Raw genomic sequence first — 16,931 nt, forward strand, 5'->3', positions numbered from 1 at the left:
AGTTATTATGTCTTTTTTCGATATAGGTCGGCAGCTCGATAGCGAACATGTCATAGAGAATGGCATCACGATACTGGATTATCCAACGTCGAACTTTGACCTGTCCGGCACACTTCAGCAGACGCTGGTCGATGTCTACAATCTCAGGAATGATTTTTTGCTGAACAAGATTCATGAATGCCTTAGTCGGGAACAAATCGTTCAGCACCTGGAGGACTCCGGCCATTGGCATGACCCACTACAAACACTGGGTGCGCCCATGATCGAAGCGTACTATAAATTTGTTAATTGGCTTAGCCAACACCTGGGTTTCGATTTCGTGTTCGAACATAACCCGTTAGTTCGGTACCACATCCCCGGAAAACTGGATGATCGTTACAGGCTTCCGGACGGTGAATTATTCACCCACCACTCGGACACCCTGTTGGGTGACTACTTCCAGCAAATCAACATGTGGTTGCCATTTTGCGACGTCAAGAATACCGCGGCACTCAGCGTTTGCTCCAAGCACGCCAGCATCCGCACCCTGAAATCTTTCGCCCAAACGCAGGAATACAGCTACGACGAATATAAGGACAGCCGGGTCGCTTTTTTCGATTATGCAAAGCAACGGCCACAATTGATCTCAGCTCTTCAGACGGACGCAATGCCAGTCAACCTTCGTTATGGCCAGTGTCTGATGTTCGATCCTCGGGTATTACACGGGACCGCAGAGAACACTGAGAACATGACGCGCGTGAGCATGGACTTCAGGATTCTCCCCGTTGACGACTACGAGTCCATCCTCAGAGAACTTGAGCTTCAAGGTGGACGTCCGAACAGTTACGAAGGCGAAGGCTTGGTCAAGGGCGAGTTCTACAACGCACTGACTGCACGTGAAGTCGTCACTCACTGAATCCCCGCGCTGCCATAAAGACTACGTTAATCATCAACGAGGGAATGGACCATGACTACGGCGATCGCGTGGCTGGACGGCCAATACTTCCAGGCGGATCAGATGACTTTTTCGCCCGACACTCACTCGCTTTCTTATGCCTCATCGGTGTACGAGGGCATGCGCAGTTACGGCGCAGACATTTTCAAATGCGAGGAACATCTGCAACGACTGCAACAGTCGGCGCAGTTGTTTAAACACGAGTTGCGCTACAGTAACGCCACGCTGACCGACGTTTGCAATGAACTTCTGGTGCGCAACGAACTTGTAGACGCTTATATCAAAATCGTCGTGTTCTATGACAACGCCGACGTGAGCTTCATGGGGCGTGGCTGTCGCACCAAAGTGGTGATATTTGTCCTGCCATTCGCCCCCAAGTCCGCCACCACACCTTACCGTCTGACGATTGCCAATTGGCGCCGAGCTCCCGCTCACTGTCACCCCTATCAGGCGAAGAACTCGTCCACGTATGCGCTCAGCTTCTTGAGCTTTCGTGACAAAAGTGACGCATTCGACGATGTGCTGTTCCTTTCGACGACTGACACCGTCTGCGAGTCGAGTGGATCCAACATCTTTTTTGTGAAGGGAAACCAACTCATTACGCCAACCACCGAAATGGCCTTGGCAGGTATTACCCGTCGCGTCATCATCGAAGAACTGTCTCCCGCACTGGGTTTGCAGGTTGTGCAACGCGATATCTCCTGCTCGGAACTGGGCCACTTTGACAGCGCCTTTCTATGTGGCACCGCCATGGAAATCAACGAGGTTAGCCAAATTGATGACGTCGTTTATGAAAAGAGCACATGCGTCGCATGGCTGGTCGCTGAATACAAAAAAAACGTGCTGCGCGCCTCGTGCTAACCGGCTGGGGGAGCCTATTCAACCTTTTCTATCGGGCGCCAAATATCGAGGACTTACACGTATGCTCGAATTCAGGGGTCTCCCTCAAGAGAAATATTTTCGCCCTGCCCCTCAATAAAGCCACGTTCAGGTGGGTAGCGCACTTGGGTCGAAACCGGTATCGCTGGCGATTGACTCAGTACCAGCGTGGGCGTTTGATCACCGTGTCATCGGCAATTAGGTGATGCTGTTAAATGCTTGATTCAGCTACTTCGAGTGTAATGTTCTCGAACTATTCCACCCATTAGCCTGTGGGGCCATTGCCCCGAGCGCTCGCTATATCTTGCTCAAAATATCCTTCCCGTTTGTGATCCAACGGTAGCGCGTCCCTTGCTCATTTTGTAGGACCAGGATCGAGGTAATAGAGCTTTCCGGTACGCGGACCGAACTGAAACCGCCGTCACACCGGTATACCGAGGTACTGAGAAAAAAGGCGCTGGCGTCGATAGATGCCAAGAACTTGCCTATAAACAATGGAGAGCAATGAGGCGCTCGTCCTACACCATCCGCTGTCCCCAGAGGCTAGAAGCCCGGAGTGTTATCGATGATTGACCGTGAGCCACCGTATCCCCGTAAGCCCCCGCTGAGTAATCCCGAAAAACTGGCGCGTCTGGCCGGCATTGGCCTGATCGTGCTGATCGCCGCCGGCGCGTTTGCCTACGTCAATGGCAGCCTCGACCCACAGCGACTGACACCGGCGCGGGTGGTTGACGTCTTCGAACGCAACAACGGTGTGCATCCCGGTTACCGTCGCAACCACCCGAAAGGCATCTGCGTCGCCGGCGTGTTCGAGAGCAACGGCGCCGCTGCCAGCCTCTCCAAAGCCGAAGTCTTCGCCAGCGGGCGCACCCCGGTGATCGGCCGCCTGGCCGTGCCCACGGGCAATCCGTATTCCCCCGACAGCGCCGCGCCATTGCGCAGTTTCGCCTTGCAGTTCACCCAGCCCAACGGCCAGCAATGGCGCACGGGCATGAACAGCATGCCGGTGTTCCCGGTCGGCACGCCTGAGGCCTTCATCGATCTGCAAATCGCCACCGGACCTGACCCCAAGACCGGCAAGCCCGACCCGGCGAAACCCCCGGCGTTCTTCGCCGCGCACCCGGAAGCCCAGCCGTTTCTGGCGTGGGTCAAGACCGCCAAGCCGTCGGCCAGTTTCGTCACCGAGACCTACAACAGCGTCAACGCCTTCGTGCTGGTGAACGCCGATGGCAAGCGTCAGCCGGTGCGCTGGAGTCTGGTGCCGGAGGCGACCGATGCGGCACCGGCGCCGGATACCAAGGAGTACCTGGACAAGGACCTCAACGAAAGACTGGCGAGCGGGCCACAACGCTGGAAGCTGGTGCTGACCCTGGCCAACCCCCAGGACCCGACCAACGACGCATCCAAAGCCTGGTCCGGCGAGCACAAGACAGTGGAAGCCGGGACCTTGGTGGTCAACGCCGACAGCTCGCAGTTGAACGGCGACTGCCGCGACATCAATTACGACCCGCTGATTTTGCCCAGTGGCATCGAAGGCTCGGATGACCCGTTGCTCGCCGCGCGATCGGCGGCCTACGCCGCGTCCTACATGCGCCGCACCAGTGAAGTCGATCAGTTGAAAGCCGAACCCGCCCTGGAGAAACAGCCATGAGCACGCCCGTCAAGCATTTCGCCCCACTGGCGCGCCTGCTGCACTGGGTGATGGCGCTGATGGTCATCGCCATGCTGTTCATCGGCGCCGGCATGGTCGCGTCGGTGTCCGAGCGCCATGAATGGCTGCTGAACCTGCATAAGCCTTTGGGCATTGCGATTCTGCTGCTGGTCATCGTCAGGATCATTGTGCGTGTGACCACGGTGACGCCGCCGTTACCGGCTGACTTGCCGGCCGTGCAGGCGCTGGCGGCGAAGCTGTCGCATTACGTGCTGTATGCGCTGATGCTGGCGATGCCGCTGATTGGCTGGGCGATGATTTCCGCCGCCGGGGATCCGGTCATGCTCGGCAGTTCAGTACGGCTGCCGTCCATCGTTGCCGCCAACCCGGACACCTTCGCGCTGCTGCGCAAGGCCCACGCCTACCTGGCGTACCTGTTCTTCCTGACGATTCTCGCGCATCTGGCTGCCGCACTGTTTCACGGCTGGGTGAGGAGGGATGAGGTGCTGGACAGCATGCTGAGGGGGAAATCGCGGGATTGATGCCTGTCGTCACCGCGATTGACGCCATCGCCAGCAGGCGCGAACCCGCTGGCGATGGCGTTTCTGGACCGTAATAAAAGTCAGCTCACGCCTCAGCGCAGCACTGACACCATCTGCCCCAGCGTGGTCAGCACATCGCGGGCGAGCTGTTTCGAGCGCTGGCCCGACCAGCCGGTGATGACATCCGGTGCGTCATCGTTGTCTTTGAACGGCATTTCCAGCGTCAGCGACAGGCACTTGTAACGCTCACCGACGCTGTTGCACGCCAGGTTCATGTTGGCCTGGCCCGGCGCCGATTTCGGATAGCCGTATTTGCTCTGGAAGTCCCGGGTCAAGCCGCCCAACCGGGCGCGGAAATCCGCTTCCAATCGGGCTTGCTGGTCGGTGTACCCCGGATTGCCTTCGCAGGCGGCGGTGAAGACATAGGGAATTTCTTCATCGCCGTGGACGTCGAGGAACATGTCCACGCCGTATTTTTCCATCTGGGTTTTGACGAAGCACACTTCCGGGCTGAGCTCGGGGGTCGTGTCCTGCCAGGCGCGGTTGAGGTCCTTGCCTTGAGCGTTGGTGCGCAGATGGCCGTGGAATGAGCCGTCCGGGTTCATGTGCGGCACCAGGTACAGGTTCGCCGACGCCAGCAACGCCTGCAGTTCAGGGTCGTCTTCCTGCAGCCGGTCGATAATGCCTTCCATGAACCACTCGGCCATGTGCTCGCCGGGGTGCTGTTGCGCAATGATCCAGATGTTGCGCTTGCCCGCCGCGCCGTCGCCCTTGCGCAGCAGCGGGATGTCCCGGCCTTCGACGCTCTTGCCGGTGGCCAGCAGCTCGGTGCCGGCCTTGTCCAGCGCTTCATTCACCAGCCAGTCGTGGCGCTCGCGGCTGTAGGGTTCGAAGTAGGCAAACCACACCTGGGATTCGCTGGGCGTCAGCTCGAAGTTCAGCGCACGGCCGTCGAACTGGCTCGGCACGCGGAACCAGGTTTTCTGATCGTAGGAGGCGACCGCGTTATAGCCGGTCCAGGCGCCGTTGTAGCTCGACTCGCCAGCATTGGTCAGGCTGAAACCGTGGGGCTCGCCGATCTGCAGGCCGTCGACCTTGAAATGGAACCACTGGAAGTGCGCGCTCTTGGTGTCAGGGCGAATCGCCAGTTGCACCGCTTTCGGGTTGCTGGCGTCGAGCACGACGATGTTGCCGCTGTCGAAATCGGCGGAGATATTAAGGGCGGTTTGAGTCACGGGAGCGTCCTGATTGCATGATCTGCCATTACGGGGCCATCGGGAGGTAATGCAGGCCGCGCCTGATTCCCTCACTGGGCTGTTATGACAATTACTTTACACGCAACCAGCGGGGGCACGGCGACAGAATCGTTCGCCAAAGGGTCGGAGCCTGACTCAGCTGTACGCCTCGGCAGTCACCAGCAGACCGCACAGCAGCACCGTCATCAGCAACCAGCCGACATAGGCGCGGGGTTTGCGCCGATGCCAGCCACTGGCGCCCAGAATCGCAGCGGGTGCATGAAGCGTGCGCCAGAACTGCTCACTGTTTTGAAAGGCTGCCAGGTGTCGGGGATCGGCGTCGAGCCAGTGACGGAATTCGATGCGCTGACTGGCGGTGGCCTGGGGGCTTTGCAGGTGCACGTACCAGCGCAGGGCCTGAAGCAAAATGGCTCGGGCCGGGTCATGTTCGGCGGATTCGCTGACACAACGTTCGAGCGCTGCGGTCATGCAGCGTTCGACGGCGGTGGCGTCGATATCAAGCAGTTGGGCGATGTCGGTGTAGGAAAAGTCGTCGAGGCGGCTCAGCAGAAACACCTGCTGAACCCTGCGCGGCAACCGCTGAAGACGGCGTCGGTACAGGTCGGTTTCAGCCCTCGCGCCCAGGGCAGGCGGCACGGTGGAGGCGGTCATCAACGAATCGAACGGCTGAGTCATGGCGTATTGCTCACTGTTTGAATAGCGGCGGTCGCGGAAAACAACGGGAGTGCGTTCGGATCTTTAACGGGTGTTTTTTACTGAATGTGTCAGTTTTTGACAGCGGCAACGGTGCATTGCTCGCTCCATTTGCTATGATGCGCGCCATCGAAAAGACAGATCACTGTCGAACCCTCTTCATTAGCCTGAAGACGCAACACCCGACCGAACCCAGACCCGAAAAGGGCATAAAAAAAAGACCCGGCTATAAGCCGGGTCAAAAACCGTGATTAGCCTGATGAGGAGATAATCCGGAAGCCGACCTAAGGCTTCTGGGTTACCAGCCAGTCTCGCGACTGGTTGCGCTCAATAATAATCATTCCCATTTGAGAGTCAATGCTTTTTTCGCGCCCCGGTGAAAAGAGTTTTTCTGCGTGGGCGCTCGTTGCCTGCGCCTCAGTCAATCGGCAGCTCAGTCGATCGGCAGTTCTGTCGTACGCTTCACCACACTCATCGCGATGTTCGAATGCGCTTCCTGCACATGGGGGCTTTGCAGCAGGTGGTCGCGCAGAAAACGCTCGTAGCTGGCGATGTCCTGCACCACCACCTTGAGCAGGAAATCCATGTCGCCGGCCATCGTGTAGCACTCCAGCACCTCTCGAAACCCGGTGATCGCCTCCTCGAACTCCGTCAGGTACTTGCGCCCGTGCCCGGACAGCTTGACGTCGACGAACACGGTCATGGTCAGCCCGAGTTTGGCCGGGTTGAGCAGGGCGACTTTACGCTCGATGATGCCTTCTTCTTCCAGACGATTGATGCGCCGCCAGCAGGGCGATTGCGAGAGTTCGACGCGCTCGGCGATCTCGGCGGCGGACAGATTGGCGTCGTGCTGCAACAGACGGAGGATCTTGCGATCGATGGGGCTGAGCTTGACCTGCATGAATTGACCCTTTTTTATTCTTGAACGGGAACGGGCATGCACGATATGAGCAGATTCGCGTCGATTTAGGAAGAAAAAGCCTCTGCCGCGCAGGCAGTATTTTGTCTGTGACCGTCGGGCTGAACCGTCCTGACGGCGAGGCGCTGGCAAGGCTGCACACGCCACTGGCGCCGCATTCAAAACGCACTAATAAAAACAAAGGAGTGCCTGAATGTCCCTGGCTGATATTCGTCTGGACGATAAGTACCGACTCGCAACCGGCAATCTGTACCTGACCGGAACCCAGGCGCTGACCCGCCTGCCGATGCTGCAGAAGCAGCGCGATGAAGCCCGCGGGCTCAACACCGCCGGGTTTATCTCGGGCTATCGCGGCTCGCCGTTGGGCAACCTCGACAAGAGCCTCTGGGACGCCAAGGATTATCTCCAGCAGAACGCCATTCATTTCCAGCCGGGCGTCAACGAAGAGCTCGCCGCGACGGCGGTCTGGGGCAGTCAGCAAGTCAATCTGTTCCCCCACGGCAAGTACGATGGCGTCTTCGCCCTCTGGTACGGCAAGGGCCCGGGCGTTGACCGCTGCGGCGACGTGTTCAAGCACGGCAACTCGGCCGGCGTCGCCGAAAAGGGTGGCGTGCTGATCCTCGCTGGCGACGACCATGGCTGCAAATCGTCGACCATCGCGCACCAGAGTGAACACGCGTTCATCGCCTCGATGATCCCGGTGCTCAACCCCAGCAACGTCCAGGAAATCCTCGACTACGGCATCATCGGCTGGGAGCTGTCGCGCTACAGCGGTTGCTGGGTGGCGATGAAAACCATCGCCGAAAACGTCGATTCGTCGGCCGTGGTCGAAGTCGATCCGCTGCGCATCCAGACCCAGATTCCCGAAGACTTCCAGATTCCCGAAGGCGGCCTGCACATTCGCTGGCCCGACTCGCCGCTGGCTCAAGAGGCGCGGCTCAATACCTACAAAATCTACGCCGCCCGTGCGTTCGCCCGTGCCAACCACCTCAACAAAGTGGTCATTGATTCGCCGCAGCCGCGGCTGGGCATCATCACCACCGGCAAGTCGTACCTCGACGTACGTCAGGCCCTGGAAGAGCTGGGCATCGACGAAGACCTCTGCGCCTCGGTGGGGATTCGCGTGCTCAAGGTCGGCATGAGCTGGCCGCTGGAACCGGTGTCAGTGCACGGCTTCGCGGAAGGGCTGGACGAAATCCTGGTGGTCGAGGAAAAACGCAGCGTGATCGAGGATCAGCTCACCGGTCAGCTGTACAACTGGCCGGTGGATCAGCGCCCTCGCGTGGTCGGTGAGTTCGATGAAGAAGGCCGCTCGCTGTTGCCCAACCTGGCTGAACTGACGCCGGCAATGATCGCCCGCGTCATCGCCAAACGCCTTGCGCCGATCTACAGCAGCCCGAAAATCGAGGCACGCCTGCAGTTTCTGGCCGACAAGGAAAAAGCCCTCGCCGCGCCGCTGTTCAACACCCAGCGCACCCCGCATTTCTGCTCCGGCTGCCCCCACAACACCTCGACCCGCGTACCCGTGGGCAGTCGCGCCCTGGCCGGTATCGGCTGCCATTACATGACCATCTGGATGGACCGGGAAACCGAGACGTTCACCCAGATGGGCGGTGAGGGCGTGACCTGGATAGGCCAGGCGCCTTTCACTGAAACGCCCCACGTGTTCCAGAACCTTGGCGACGGCACGTACTTCCACTCCGGGCACCTGGCGCTGCGGGCGGCCGTCGCGTCGAAGGTCAATATCACCTACAAGATTCTCTATAACGACGCCGTCGCCATGACCGGTGGCCAGCCCATCGATGGCGTGTTGCGGGTGGATCAGCTCAGCCGGCAGGTGTTCAACGAAGGCGTTCAGCGCATTGCGCTGGTCTCGGATGAGCCGGAGAAATACCCGAGCCGCGAGCAGTTTGCACCGATCACCACCTTCCACCACCGCAGCGACCTGGACGCCGTGCAGCGCGAACTGCGTGAGTTCAAGGGCGTGTCGGTGATCATCTACGACCAGACCTGCGCCACGGAAAAACGCCGTCGCCGCAAACGCGGCACGATGGTCGATCTGGACAAACGCGCCATTATCAACCCGGCCGTGTGCGAAGGCTGTGGCGATTGCGGCGTCAAATCGGGTTGCCTGTCGGTGCTGCCGAAGGAAACACCGGAAGGGCGCAAGCGCGAAATCGATCAGAGCGCGTGCAACAAGGATTTCAGCTGCGTCGAGGGCTTTTGCCCCAGCTTCGTGACGGTGCACGGCGGCAAACTGCGCAAGCCACAGTTGCCCAAGCAGGCCCAGGCCTTCGCGGAGCTGCCGCAGCCGACGCTGCCGAGCCTCGCTCAGCCATACAACATTCTGCTGCCGGGTGTGGGCGGAACGGGCGTGACCACTGTCGGCGCGATGCTGGGTTACGCGGCCAATCTGGAAGGCAAGGGCTGCAGCGTCCTCGACCAGGCCGGCCTGGCGCAGAAGTTTGGGCCGGTGGTCAGTCACATTCGCATCGCCGCGCGGCAGGAAGATCTGTTCGCCGTGCGCATTGCCGCTGGTGAGGCGCATCTGCTGCTGGGTTGTGACCTGCTGGTGGCGTCGGGCCCTGATGCCATCGCCAAGCTCAACAGCGCGAAAAGCCATGCGGTGATCAATAGCCAGCAGACGCCAACGGCTGAATTCACCCGCAATCCCGACGCTGAATTTCCGGCCGAAGCGATGATGCAGACCATCCGCGAAGCCGTCGGCGCTGATAAAACGCATTTCGTGCAAGCGACGGATCTGGCGACCAAACTGATGGGTGACAGTATCGCCAGCAACCTCTTCATGCTGGGCTATGCCTTCCAGCTGGGACTGATTCCGTTGACCTCTGCAGCCATCGAAAAGGCCATCGAGCTTAACGGCGTGGCGGTCAATCTGAACCAGCAAGCGTTCCTGTGGGGGCGTCGTGCCGCGTTTGACCTCCCGGCGGTGCAAGCGGCCGCCAATCCGCAGACCCAGCCAACGCCGGACCCTGAGCACCTGACCCTGGAGGAGCGTGTCACGCGCAATGTTCACGGTTTGATCGCCTATCAGAATGGTGCGCTCAGCGAGCGGTACCTGACGCTGGTGAACCGTGTGCGGGAGGCCGAAGCGCGGCTGTTCCCGGGCCAGCCGCCTGCGTTGACCGAGGCGGTGGCGTTTAACTACTTCAAGCTGCTGGCCTACAAGGACGAGTACGAAGTGGCGCGGCTGTACAGCAACGGCGATTTCACCCGTCAGCTGCAAGCGCAGTTCGAAGGCGATTACCGCATCGAGTTTCATCTGGCGCCGTCTTGGCTCGCCAAGCGTGACCCGAACAACGGCGTGCCGCGCAAACGCAGTTTCGGGCCGTGGATGCTGAAGGCGTTCGACGTGCTGGCTCGCTTCAAATTCTTGCGTGGCACGGTGCTCGATCCGTTCGGCCGCAGCATCGAGCGTCGACAGGAGCGCGAGTTGATTGATGCTTATGTGGGCGACATCGAGCTGATCCTTGGCCACCTGAGTGCCGGCAATCGGCACACCGCGCTGAATCTGGCGCGCCTGCCGGAGCGGATTCGCGGTTATGGTCACGTCAAGGAAAGCGCGATGAAAGCGGCGGCACTGCAGGCGGCACGGATGCGCCAGAGCCTGGTCAGTGGTGAGGTTGAAGTGCTGAAGTTGTATGAAGTAGCGGCGTAAAGACACGGAGGAGGCCTGTAGTGGTCAACTAATTCCGGACACCTCGATAGGTTGTTTCAAGGCCACCGTCCGTTCGTAAACGGTCGGTGGCAGATACCCCAGTTTTGAGTGCAGCCGCTCGTTGTTGTAATAACCAACGATATATTGAGTGATGTCGCGTACCGCTTCGCCATGGTTGGCGTAATTGCGCCGCCATACCCGCTCCATTTTCAGGCTCAGGAAGAAGCGTTCCATCACCGCATTGTCCCAGCAGTTGCCCTTACGGCTCATGCTTTGCTGCATGCCGTGCCTGGCCAGCAGCGATCTGTAGATTGCGCTCGCATATTGGCTGCCGCGATCGGAGTGAGCGATCAGGCCAGGCGGCGGTTGACGCTGCGCGACGGCCATCTGCATCGCGCTGCACACCAGCTCTGCAGGCATGTTTGGGGCCATCGCCCAACCCACGATCTTGCGCGAGAACAAGTCCAGCACCACGGCCAGATAGAGCCAGCCGCTGCGCGTTCCTATGTAGGTAATGTCGGCGACCCAGGCGGTATTCACAGCCTGCGGTTCAAACTGACGGTTCAACACATTTTCAGCGATTGGCAGGTCATGCTTGCTGTCGGTCGTATGCACAAACTTAGGTTTCCACGCCGAGCGCAAACCATGGGCTCGCATCAGGCGGCGGACTTTATAGCGGCCTATTTCCATGCCCTTGGCCCGCAGAGCCTTGGTTAAAGAGCGGCTGCCGGAGCAGCCGTCGCTCACGGCAAACGATGCCTTGAGCTGCGCGACAATGGGACAACTGAGCCGAACAGGTGCTTGTGCACGCTTACGGGCCTCGTAAAAACCTGATCGACTGACGTTCAGCAGACGACAGACATGCGCCACCGGATAAGCCTTCTGTTGCAGTTGCCGAACAAGCCGATACGTCACTTCAGTTCGCGGGCAAAGAAGGCGGTAGCCTTTTTTAGGATGTCGTTGTCCATCTTGAGCTGCCGGTTTTCCTGCTCCAGCTGCCGAATGCGCTGTTGCTCAGCCGTCAGCGGGTTTCCTATCCCGGCCTGGCCCAACTGCTCGGCGTCGTATTGGCGGATCCACCGTCGTACGGCCGTCTCACCGAGATTCTGGTCCTGGCAAACCTGCGGAACGGTCAGCCCCTGATCCCTGACCATCTTTACGACTTCCAGTTTGTAGCTGTCATCAAACCTGTTGCGTTTTCTGGTCATGTAGAACTCCTCGATAAATGTATTTTCCACTTATCGAGGTGTCCGGGGAAATTAGACCACTGCAGCCGGTCAGGCCTCCTCTCATCGAACTGGATGCATCGCTTAGGACCGGCTTTAGCCGGGAAGAGGCCGGTATTGACACGCTCGATTTCGCGGCGTGACGACCGACGCTTTCCCGGCTGAAGCCGGTCCTACAATTCGAGTTCGCACCCGATCTCACTGACGCATTGTTTTAGTAGGACCGGCTTTAGCCGGGAAGGGGCCATTGTGAACGCCATCGATTTTGCGGTGCGCCACCTGACGTCTTCCCGGCTAAAGCCGGTCCTACATTCGAGTTCACGCTCGATCTCATTGCATGCCACGCGATGCGTGGGTGAAACCCACACAATCTCACTGGCTGCACGCGGTGCAATAGTAGGACCGGCTTTAGCCGGGAAGAGGCCGGAATTGCCACGCTCGATTTCGCGGCGTGACGACCGACGCTTTCCCGGCTGAAGCCGGTCCTACATTCGAGTTCACGCTCGATCTCATTGCATGCCACGCTATGCGTGGGTGAAACCCACACAATCTCACTGGCTGCACGCGGTGCAACAGTAGGACCGGCTTTAGCCGGGAAGAGGCCATTGTGAACGCCATCGATTTTGCGGTGCGCCACCTGACGTCTCCCCGGCTGAAGCCGGTCCTACATTCGAGTTCACGCCCGATCCCACCGGGGTTTTGACATTTATTCAGCGGCCAACTCCACCAGCACTGTCCCTTCCTTGACCATCTCACCTTCGCTGCAATACAGCGCTGTCACGGTGCCGGCGGTGTTCGCGCGGATGCTGTGTTCCATTTTCATCGCTTCCAGGACCACAAGCGGAGTGCCGACCTGCACCTGTTCGCCCACGCCGACCAACACCCGAACGATGCTGCCGTTCATGGGGGCGGTGAGGCCGCCGTGGTGGCCGTGGTTTGAATCCACGTCGGCAATCGGGTCAACCGGGCGGATCCCATGCACATCGCCCTGCCATTGCAGGTAAAGCGTGTCAGCCCGGCGGATCGCAAGGGTCTGCCGGCGCACGCCGTCCTGCTCGATCAGCAAATGCTCGCCGTTCAGCCGAACGCCCTGCTGGGAGTCACTTCGCAACACCATGCTTCGAGACTCTGCGCCACACGCCAGGTGCAACGTCACTTCGCTTGGGCCGCCCAGGCGCAGCCCGGTGCGGGCCGACCAGGGCGAATGGGCGTCGTCGGCTCTGACCGTCACTGGCGCGGTGCTCAGGTATGCCTGCGCCGCCACCTGCCAGAATTCCTCTGTCAAACCCTCGGCCGCTGGCAGCAGATCCTCTTGATAGCGAGGGATAAAGCCGGTGTCCAGTTCCGCGTCGGCGAAGGCCGGGTGGGCGATGATGCGGCGCAAAAACCCGAGGTTGGTACGCAAACCGCCGATGGCAAATTCGTCGAGCATCGCCAGCAATCGCAAGCGCGCTTGTTCACGGGTCTGGCCCCAGGCGATCAGTTTGCCGAGCATCGGGTCATAGAAGGGCGAGACCTCGTCGCCTTCTGCCACGCCGCTGTCGACGCGACGCCCCGGCCCCGCAGATGATTCGCGATACAGCGTCAGCGTCCCGGTGGCGGGCAAAAAGTCGTTGGCCGGATCTTCCGCATACAGCCGCACCTCAATCGCGTGGCCGTTCAGCGGCACTTCGGCCTGGGTGATCGGCAGCGGCTCACCCTGGGCCACGCGAATCTGCCAGGCCACCAGGTCCAGCCCGGTAATTGCCTCGGTCACCGGGTGCTCGACCTGCAGGCGCGTGTTCATTTCCATGAAGAAGAAATCGCCCCGGGCGTCCAGCAGAAACTCCACCGTGCCGGCGCCGACGTAGCCGATCGCCTGTGCCGCGCGCACCGCCGCTTCGCCCATCGCCTGACGCATGTGCGGTGTCAGGCCCGGCGCCGGGGCTTCTTCGACGACCTTCTGGTGACGGCGCTGAATCGAGCAGTCGCGCTCGTTGAGGTACAGGCAGTGGCCGTGCTGGTCGGCAAAGACCTGAATCTCCACATGGCGCGGCTTGAGCACGTACTTTTCGACGAGCATGCGCGAGTCGCCGAACGACGACTGCGCCTCACGTTGCGCGGACGCCAGCGCTTCGGCCAGATCCTCGTCGCGCTCGACCACCTTCATGCCCTTGCCGCCACCGCCGGCGGTGGCCTTGAGCAGCACCGGGTAACCGATCCGGGCGGCGGCTTCGCGGAAGGTCGCGGCGTCCTGAGCATCGCCGTGATAGCCGGGCACCAGTGGCACGCCAGCGGTTTCCATCAGCGACTTGGCCGCTGATTTGCTGCCCATGGCGTCAATGGCCGAGGCGGGCGGGCCAAGGAAAATCAGGCCGGCCTGTTCCACCGCGCGGGCAAAACCTGCGTTTTCCGAGAGAAACCCATAACCGGGATGGATGGCCTGGGCGCCGCTGGCTTTGGCTGCTTCGATCAGCTTGTCGATTTGCAGATAGCTTTCGCTGGGCTTGCTGCCCCCGAGGTTCACCGCGATGTCCGCCTCACGGACGTGCCGCGCGTTGCTGTCGGTGGCGCTGTGGACGGCGACGGTGGTCAGGCCCATGGCCTTGGCCGTGCGCATGACGCGGCAGGCGATTTCGCCACGGTTGGCGATCAGCACCGAATTCAGTGGTTGCATGTGCGGGACGCTCATCAGTGCGACTCTCCTTGTGGGGGCCGCGGGCCTTGCAGCGGTTGGGATAGCGTGCGCGGCTCGCCGCGCCAGGCCGGTTCGCGCTTTTGCAGAAACGCGCGCAGACCTTCCTGGCCTTCGGCGCTGACGCGAATGCGGGCAATGGCGTTCTCGCAATAGCGGCGCAGGGCAGGGGTCAGCTCACCGTCGGCGACTTCGCGCAGCAGGTCTTTGCTGACGCGCATGGCCTGGGGGCTGTTGAGCATCAGGTTGGCGATCCAGTGTTCCAGGTGCTGTTCCAGCTCGGCAGCGGGGTAACACTCGGCCAACAGGCCGATCTGCCGCGCCCGGGTGCCGTCGAAACGTTCGGCGGTCAGCGCGTAGCGTCGCGCGTGACGTTCGCCAATCGCCTGCACCACGAACGGGCTGATCACCGCCGGAGCAAGGCCGATCTTCACTTCCGAGAGGCAGAACTGCGCGTCATCGGCGCCGATGGCCATGTCGCAGCAACTGATCAGGCCCAGTGCGCCGCCATAGGCCGCGCCTTGCACGACGGCGAGGGTCGGCGCCTTGAACTTGGCGAGGTTGTACATCAACTCGCCCAGTTCGCGGGCGTCGCCCAGGTTGGTGTTGTAGTCGAGGTTGGCGGACTCCTGCATCCAGGCCAGATCGGCACCGGCGCTGAAGTGTCGGCCGCGTCCGCGCACCAGCAGAAACCGCAGGCTGTCGTCCCGCTGCAGCTGATCCAGGGCAATGATCAGTTCGCGAATCATCTGCGCGTTGAAGGCGTTGTTTTTCTCCGGCCGGTTGAGCCAGAGCGTGGCGAACCCGCGTGGGTCGAGGGCGATGTCGAGGGTGGCGAAATCATTCATGGGGCGATTCTCTCGGGTCACATCCGGAACACGCCGAAGCGGGTCGGTTCGATGGCGGCGTTGAGCGAGGCGCTGATGGCCAGGCCGAGAATGTCGCGGGTCTGGGCGGGGTCAATGACACCGTCGTCCCACAGCCGGGCGCTGGAATACCAGGGATGGCCCTGATGCTCGTACTGATCGAGGATCGGCTGGCGCAACGCCGCTTCCTCCTCGGCGCTGAACGTCTGGCCGCTGCGTTCGGCCTGTTCACGCTTGACCTGCACCAGCACGCCTGCGGCCTGTTCGCCGCCCATGACGCCGATCCGCGCGTTGGGCCACATCCACAGAAAGCGCGGGTCATAAGCGCGGCCGCACATGCCGTAGTTGCCCGCGCCAAAACTGCCGCCGATGATCACCGTAAACTTCGGCACGTTCGCGCACGCCACGGCAGTCACCAACTTGGCGCCGTGCTTGGCGATGCCCCCGGCTTCGTACTTCTGGCCGACCATGAAGCCGGTGATGTTCTGCAGAAACAACAGCGGAATGCCGCGCTGGCAGGCCAGTTCGATGAAGTGCGCGCCTTTCTGCGCGGCTTCAGCGAAGAGAATGCCGTTGTTGGCGAGGATGGCGATCGGGTAGCCGTGCAGATGGGCGAAGCCGCACACCAGCGTGGTGCCGAACAGCGCCTTGAATTCATCGAACACCGAACCGTCCACCAGCCGCGCGATGACTTCGCGCACGTCGAACGGCTGCTTGGCGTCTGCCGGGATCACGCCGTACAGCTCGTCATCCCCATATAACGGCGCCTGGGGTTGGCGGGTCTGCAACTGGCCGAGCTTGCGCCAGTTCAGGTTGGCCACGCAGCGCCGGGCCAGCGCCAAGGCGTGGTCATCGCTGTCGGCGTAGTGATCGGCCACCCCGGAGACCTTGCAGTGCACATCGGCCCCGCCAAGGTCTTCGGCGCTGACCACTTCGCCTGTGGCGGCTTTCACCAGCGGCGGCCCGGCGAGAAAGATGGTCGCTTGTTCGCGGACCATGATGGTTTCGTCGGCCATGGCCGGCACATAGGCGCCGCCGGCGGTGCAGGAACCCATGACCACGGCGATCTGGGCGATGCCCTCGGCGCTCAGGTTGGCCTGATTGAAGAAGATCCTGCCGAAGTGCTCGCGATCGGGGAACACCTCGTCCTGGCGGGGCAGGTTGGCGCCGCCGGAGTCCACCAGGTAAATGCACGGCAAGCGATTCTGTTGGGCGATGGTCTGGGCGCGCAGGTGTTTTTTCACGGTCAGCGGGTAGTAGGTGCCGCCTTTCACCGTGGCGTCGTTGGCGATGATCATGCATTCGACGCCTTCGACCCGACCGATCCCGGCGATCAGCCCAGCAGCCGGGACGTCTTCGCCGTACACGTCATGGGCGGCGAGCTGGCTGAGTTCGAGGAAGGGCGAGCCGAGATCCAGCAGGCGGTTGATCCGCTCCCGGGGCAGCAGTTTGCCCCGGGAGGTGTGGCGTTCCTGCGCCTTGGCACCGCCGCCGCGCTGAACGTGGTCGAGCAGGTTGTGCAGAGCGTCGAGCTGCTTGCGCATGGCCTCGCTGTTGGCGGCGAATTCCGGCGAACGCGGGTTGATCTGGGTGTGCAGAGTGGTCATGGGGC

The 16,931-nt window shown here is 61.0% G+C and carries 12 protein-coding genes; 5 read left to right on the plus strand and 7 right to left on the minus strand.

What is annotated here, in order from left to right:
• The first annotated feature begins 7 nt into the window (after nt 1-7).
• The 4 genes from M1E04_RS12200 (at nt 8) to M1E04_RS12215 (ending at nt 4,006) form a co-directional block, all read left to right on the plus strand.
• On the plus strand, nt 8-895 hold the full coding sequence (locus M1E04_RS12200; protein WP_456293082.1) for a phytanoyl-CoA dioxygenase family protein: 888 nt from the start codon (nt 8-10) through the stop codon (nt 893-895).
• Between the two features lie 51 nt (nt 896-946).
• Nucleotides 947-1,795: an aminotransferase class IV gene (locus M1E04_RS12205; RefSeq protein ID WP_456293083.1), complete on the plus strand. Its 849-nt coding sequence runs from the start codon at nt 947-949 to the stop codon at nt 1,793-1,795.
• 583 nt (nt 1,796-2,378) lie between these two features.
• On the plus strand, nt 2,379-3,464 hold the full coding sequence (locus tag M1E04_RS12210) for a catalase family peroxidase (protein ID WP_456293084.1): 1,086 nt from the start codon (nt 2,379-2,381) through the stop codon (nt 3,462-3,464).
• Nucleotides 3,461-4,006 (plus strand): cytochrome b, encoded by a 546-nt coding sequence (locus M1E04_RS12215; protein ID WP_410933522.1) that lies wholly within the window; start codon nt 3,461-3,463, stop codon nt 4,004-4,006. The genes M1E04_RS12210 and M1E04_RS12215 overlap by 4 nt, the downstream gene beginning before the upstream one ends.
• Nucleotides 4,007-4,098: 92 nt before the next feature.
• Here M1E04_RS12215 and M1E04_RS12220 read toward each other — a convergent pair whose 3' ends face one another.
• The 3 genes from M1E04_RS12220 to M1E04_RS12230 all read right to left on the minus strand — a co-directional run bounded on the left by M1E04_RS12220 (nt 4,099) and on the right by M1E04_RS12230 (nt 6,856).
• Nucleotides 4,099-5,241: a M14 family metallopeptidase gene (locus tag M1E04_RS12220; RefSeq protein WP_456293085.1), complete on the minus strand. Its 1,143-nt coding sequence runs from the start codon at nt 5,239-5,241 to the stop codon at nt 4,099-4,101.
• Nucleotides 5,242-5,397: 156 nt separating this feature from the next.
• Nucleotides 5,398-5,913, minus strand: coding sequence for a DUF4880 domain-containing protein (locus tag M1E04_RS12225; RefSeq protein WP_244656954.1), 516 nt, complete (start codon nt 5,911-5,913; stop codon nt 5,398-5,400).
• A gap of 475 nt (nt 5,914-6,388) precedes the next feature.
• Nucleotides 6,389-6,856, minus strand: coding sequence for an Lrp/AsnC family transcriptional regulator (locus M1E04_RS12230; protein WP_065990584.1), 468 nt, complete (start codon nt 6,854-6,856; stop codon nt 6,389-6,391).
• Nucleotides 6,857-7,067: 211 nt separating this feature from the next.
• On the opposite strand from M1E04_RS12230, the gene M1E04_RS12235 reads away from it, so the two are divergent.
• The gene (locus M1E04_RS12235) at nt 7,068-10,553 is read left to right on the plus strand and encodes an indolepyruvate ferredoxin oxidoreductase family protein (protein WP_456293086.1); all 3,486 of its coding nucleotides are present in this window, start codon (nt 7,068-7,070) and stop codon (nt 10,551-10,553) included.
• A gap of 24 nt (nt 10,554-10,577) precedes the next feature.
• Here the strand turns inward: M1E04_RS12235 and M1E04_RS12240 are convergent.
• The 4 genes from M1E04_RS12240 to M1E04_RS12255 all read right to left on the minus strand — a co-directional run bounded on the left by M1E04_RS12240 (nt 10,578) and on the right by M1E04_RS12255 (nt 16,926).
• A protein-coding gene (locus M1E04_RS12240) for an IS3 family transposase (RefSeq protein WP_456291595.1) occupies nt 10,578-11,761 on the minus strand; the annotation gives its coding sequence in 2 pieces (ribosomal slippage) (nt 10,578-11,497 and nt 11,497-11,761; 1,185 coding nt in all).
• A gap of 724 nt (nt 11,762-12,485) precedes the next feature.
• Nucleotides 12,486-14,450, minus strand: a complete 1,965-nt coding sequence (locus tag M1E04_RS12245; protein ID WP_456293087.1) for an acetyl/propionyl/methylcrotonyl-CoA carboxylase subunit alpha — start codon at nt 14,448-14,450, stop codon at nt 12,486-12,488.
• The gene (locus tag M1E04_RS12250) at nt 14,450-15,301 is read right to left on the minus strand and encodes a gamma-carboxygeranoyl-CoA hydratase (protein WP_456293088.1); all 852 of its coding nucleotides are present in this window, start codon (nt 15,299-15,301) and stop codon (nt 14,450-14,452) included. Before M1E04_RS12250 ends, M1E04_RS12245 begins: the two co-directional genes overlap by 1 nt.
• A gap of 17 nt (nt 15,302-15,318) precedes the next feature.
• A complete protein-coding gene (locus M1E04_RS12255) occupies nt 15,319-16,926 on the minus strand; it encodes a carboxyl transferase domain-containing protein (protein WP_456293089.1) in 1,608 nt (535 codons plus the stop codon).
• Between the last annotated feature and the right edge of the window lie 5 nt (nt 16,927-16,931).

The organism is Pseudomonas sp. AK106 (assembly GCF_053903055.1).

What these genes read in the sequence shown, in the direction of transcription:
- M1E04_RS12200 (WP_456293082.1), top strand. Translation starts at nt 8, where the DNA reads ATGTCTTTTTTCGATATAGGTCGGCAGCTCGATAGCGAACATGTCATA.
- M1E04_RS12250 (WP_456293088.1), bottom strand. Translation starts at nt 15,301, where the DNA reads ATGAATGATTTCGCCACCCTCGACATCGCCCTCGACCCACGCGGGTTC.
- M1E04_RS12230 (WP_065990584.1), bottom strand. Translation starts at nt 6,856, where the DNA reads ATGCAGGTCAAGCTCAGCCCCATCGATCGCAAGATCCTCCGTCTGTTG.
- M1E04_RS12210 (WP_456293084.1), top strand. Translation starts at nt 2,379, where the DNA reads ATGATTGACCGTGAGCCACCGTATCCCCGTAAGCCCCCGCTGAGTAAT.
- M1E04_RS12215 (WP_410933522.1), top strand. Translation starts at nt 3,461, where the DNA reads ATGAGCACGCCCGTCAAGCATTTCGCCCCACTGGCGCGCCTGCTGCAC.
- M1E04_RS12235 (WP_456293086.1), top strand. Translation starts at nt 7,068, where the DNA reads ATGTCCCTGGCTGATATTCGTCTGGACGATAAGTACCGACTCGCAACC.
- M1E04_RS12205 (WP_456293083.1), top strand. Translation starts at nt 947, where the DNA reads ATGACTACGGCGATCGCGTGGCTGGACGGCCAATACTTCCAGGCGGAT.
- M1E04_RS12225 (WP_244656954.1), bottom strand. Translation starts at nt 5,913, where the DNA reads ATGACCGCCTCCACCGTGCCGCCTGCCCTGGGCGCGAGGGCTGAAACC.
- M1E04_RS12245 (WP_456293087.1), bottom strand. Translation starts at nt 14,450, where the DNA reads ATGAGCGTCCCGCACATGCAACCACTGAATTCGGTGCTGATCGCCAAC.
- M1E04_RS12255 (WP_456293089.1), bottom strand. Translation starts at nt 16,926, where the DNA reads ATGACCACTCTGCACACCCAGATCAACCCGCGTTCGCCGGAATTCGCC.